This window comes from Nostoc cf. edaphicum LEGE 07299 (assembly GCF_015207245.1).
Lineage (GTDB): Bacteria > Cyanobacteriota > Cyanobacteriia > Cyanobacteriales > Nostocaceae > Nostoc > Nostoc edaphicum_B.
Window position 1 is genome coordinate 1 of record NZ_JADEXF010000650.1, and the last position, 3,556, is coordinate 3,556.

The 3,556-nt window shown below is 42.4% G+C and carries 4 protein-coding genes; 1 reads left to right on the forward strand and 3 read right to left on the reverse strand.

All coding sequences use genetic code 11. The annotated features are described in order from the left end of the window. Positions 1 to 26: 26 nt before the first annotated feature. On the reverse strand, positions 27 to 1,499 hold the full coding sequence (locus tag IQ229_RS18360) for a PAS domain-containing protein (protein ID WP_228013550.1): 1,473 nt from the start codon (positions 1,497 to 1,499) through the stop codon (positions 27 to 29). Between the two features lie 283 nt (positions 1,500 to 1,782). On the opposite strand from IQ229_RS18360, the gene IQ229_RS18365 reads away from it, so the two are divergent. After that, positions 1,783 to 1,968, forward strand: coding sequence for a hypothetical protein (locus IQ229_RS18365; protein WP_194046171.1), 186 nt, complete (start codon positions 1,783 to 1,785; stop codon positions 1,966 to 1,968). 23 nt (positions 1,969 to 1,991) lie between these two features. Here the strand turns inward: IQ229_RS18365 and IQ229_RS24195 are convergent, their stop codons facing one another. After that, complete coding sequence (locus tag IQ229_RS24195) at positions 1,992 to 2,270, reverse strand: hypothetical protein (protein ID WP_228013551.1); 279 nt, start codon at positions 2,268 to 2,270, stop codon at positions 1,992 to 1,994. Between the two features lie 3 nt (positions 2,271 to 2,273). Next, positions 2,274 to 3,556 (reverse strand): response regulator (locus IQ229_RS18370; protein WP_228013552.1); only part of this gene is annotated, 1,283 nt, incomplete at its 5' end.

A 3,556-nucleotide genomic window follows, 5' to 3' on the forward strand; every position in this document is an offset into this window, starting at 1 on the left:
TAGTCAGTCCGAGTCCAGTTCCCTCCTTAGTTTGGATACCACTTGTTGTCTGTGCCATCTTTGCAGATATCAACTGCTTGTCCATAAAATTGCTCACCAACTCGTGTTTTCTCGACAAACTCTAGAAAAACAGAATGTGAGTCTGGGTGAATATAAGCAGATGGATGTAAAGTGAGAAATTCTTCATAAGAGTAACCGTGCATCTGACAAGCCGCAGGATTAACTTCGGCGACTTTTTCAGTCTCTATGTCAGTAATAAATAGTCCATCATTGATTGCTTCAAAAATACTACGGTATTGTAATTCACTTTGTCGCAGTGCTGCTTCTGCCTTTTGACGTTGGGTGATGTCGCGGAAGCTCCACACTCTACCAATAATTTGTTCGCCGATGCGCTGAGGGCAAGAGTAGCGCTCAAATACTCTGCCATCTTCCAGTTCTAACCAGTCGTAACTAACTAATTCCGGCTGTGAGTATAGTTCTCGGACTCGTTGCAAAAATCCATCGGGATCTTTTAGCTGATTTGCCAGATACGCTAGTCGCTGAGGATGATCTGGTTCCGTCAAAAGTCCTGGTGGAATTGACCACATTTCTAAGAACTTTTGGTTATAACTAGTGATATTACTTGAGCTATCAACGACTAATATACCATCTTGAATCGATTCAAAGATAGCGCTTAACAAAGATAGAGAGTTTTCTAAAGCTACTTGGGTTTGTTTGCGTTCGCTCAGATCCCGCCCTAAAACCACCAGAGCTTTGCGTCTACCATCCTGGTAAAATAGGGGAGCTTTAATCATATCTAAACTGCTCACTGTCCCATCAGGGCGAGGAACAGCTTCTTCTACCCGATGCACACATCCCAATTGCCAAGCTCGTTCATCTGTTTTATCGCAGTTGAGCAAAGCATCATGATAAAAATTGCTAAATTCCGCTAGTTCTGAGTCTGTTTTGCCTAGATAATCAACGCCTTGTAGCTGTAAAAATTCTAGGTTAGCCTGGTTTGACAGCAACCATTTTCCCTCGCCGTCTTTTAAACAGATAATATCGGGTGTAGCGTTAATTAATGTCTGCAATCGCTCCTCGATCTCTTGTAAGGATTCTTGAGTTCGTTGAGTCAATGTGATATCCCGAATCACCAGTATTGCACAGCGATCGCTAGTCATTCCGGTAGAGCTACCAGAAATTTGTAATGTTATTTGCTCATCTTGCTGCAACTGATAATTTGCTGTTTCATACTCCCCATTGAGTATCTGCACATCAGGATAGCAGGATAAAGCAACTGGTTGTCCTACTTGTGTGAGTGGTAGCAAGTCAGTTAACTTCGCACCGCAGACAGTAGCGTGAGATTGGTTTACCAGAGACTCAAAGCGAGAATTGCACCATTGAATGAGTCGGTCTTCTCCTACCCAGACTACAGCATCAGCGATCGCACCCAGTGTTACTTCCATCTTGTTCACAGTGGCTTGCAATTGCTTTACCTGCTCTAGCTGTTGTGTACTCATTAACGACTCCTGTTAAATATATTCTTAATGACGCTTCTGCGTCGCTAACGTATTGTAATTATTATGGATTAAGTACTGTACAAATTAATAATCATGTGCTAAGGATGATACTAATAAATCTGTATAGTGATTGTATCGTTAGTCCTTGACTGAAATATTCGACTACAGCAAAACTACATATTCTCTTCATTTTACAAAAATGCGATCGCCAAATTAACAAATGCGAACGCCAAATCAACAAATGCGAACTCCAAATCAACAAATGCGAACTCCAAATTAACAAATGCGAACGCCAAATCAACAAATGCGAACTCCAAATCAACAAATGCGAACTCCAAATCAACAAATGCGAACTCCAAATCAACAAATGCGAACGCCAAATCAACAAATGCGAACGCCAAATCAACAAATGCGAACTCTAAATCAGCAAATGCGAACTCTAAATCAACAAATGCGATCGCCGAAATAAATAAAACCCTTGCAGTATGGTAATTACGAATTACGCCCAGCGGCTACTTGGTATAAAGATTGTATCGTTAGCCCATCATTGGGGTATTCGGCTACGGTGAAATTACATATTACCTGAAAGCGATCGCCATCGAAGGCTGTAAATATTTGCTGGCGGAGGGTAGTTAAAATCTCACTGAGGCGATGGTTTACTTCTGTTTTTGTTAACCCAGAAACTCCCACGACAAATTCACCATTACCCCAATAACCTAGTATTTCACCACTGCAAAATGCCGATTGGAATAAACGACTCCATCTTTGCAATACCTAGTTTCCAACCTGATGACCATACTTAATATTAATTTGACGAAAATCAGTGACGCTTAAAATTATCAAGCAAACAGATTGCTGATTTTTCTCAGCTTGAATAATTAGGTGGTGCAAGTCGCGGTTAGACTGAAACTGATTTGCTAGTCCAGTTAAAGCATCTTTAGTAGAAAGCGATTGTAGTAAACGACTGCGTTCTAAGCGATGGGTAATGCGTGCCAACAACTCTGCACCAACAACAGGCTTAATCACATAATCATCTCCCCCAACAGCAAACACTTGTTGCACAGTTTCCATTTCTCGGTGAGCAGTCAGAAACACAATCGGTAATTCTTGCCATTGAGGATCGGTACGAACTGCTCGGCAAAGTTCGATACCACTTATATGAGGCATTTCCACATCCAAAATCAATAAATCAGGTTTAGTAGATTGCAATACTTCCCAGAAACGTAGCGGATTTTCTAATCCTGTCATCCGCATACCCCACGGCTCTAACATTGGGCGCAGTGCTGCTAAAATCAGTGGGTCGTCATCTACTGCAAGTATATTTACCCGCAAAGAACGAGTTCGTTGTAATATTTGGGACGACACATCCCAAACTTGAGCAGCTGTTACAGGCTTGACCAAAAAACCCCGCGCCCCGTACTGAGCAAAAGTTACGCGTTCTACTAACTCATCAGTTGCAGCCAGCACCAGAACGGGTACAGGTGGGGTACGCGTTGCTAAGTCCGAAAGTAGTGCCAAACTTTCTTTACGCCAGCCGATATCATCTATATTTAGCACTACTAAATCTGGTGATGTGGTTTGGAGAAAGTTTTTTGCATCCTCTAAGTTGCTGATTTGCTGCCAGCATATTCCCATGCACTCAACCAGTTGTTGCAACTGAGAACCTAGTTGCAGATTGGGGTCAATTAATATTAATCGGGTACTAATTTCTGGTGCGATCGCAGTAGAAGTTTGGTAATCTACATTTTGCCCCATCAGGTTGATGATGTTACCCAAATCTTCAATCAGCGTCGGCAATTGCCTCTTTTCACTTACTGACAAATCGTCATCTTTGCCTAAAATCTGTTCAATTTCCCGTGCTAGCTGAGTGCCATTGTCTTGCTCAAACATTCCCAACACACCAGCTAGTTTGTGCGCCTCTCGTTCTCCCGATTGACGTAACTCCTTAGCCATCATTTTACCAGATAGTGCTGCCGCCAATTCTTGCAGTACCGTCAACCGCTGCACCATCACCCCCTGATATTGTTTCCACAAGTCACCCATTGCTTGCTGAAACT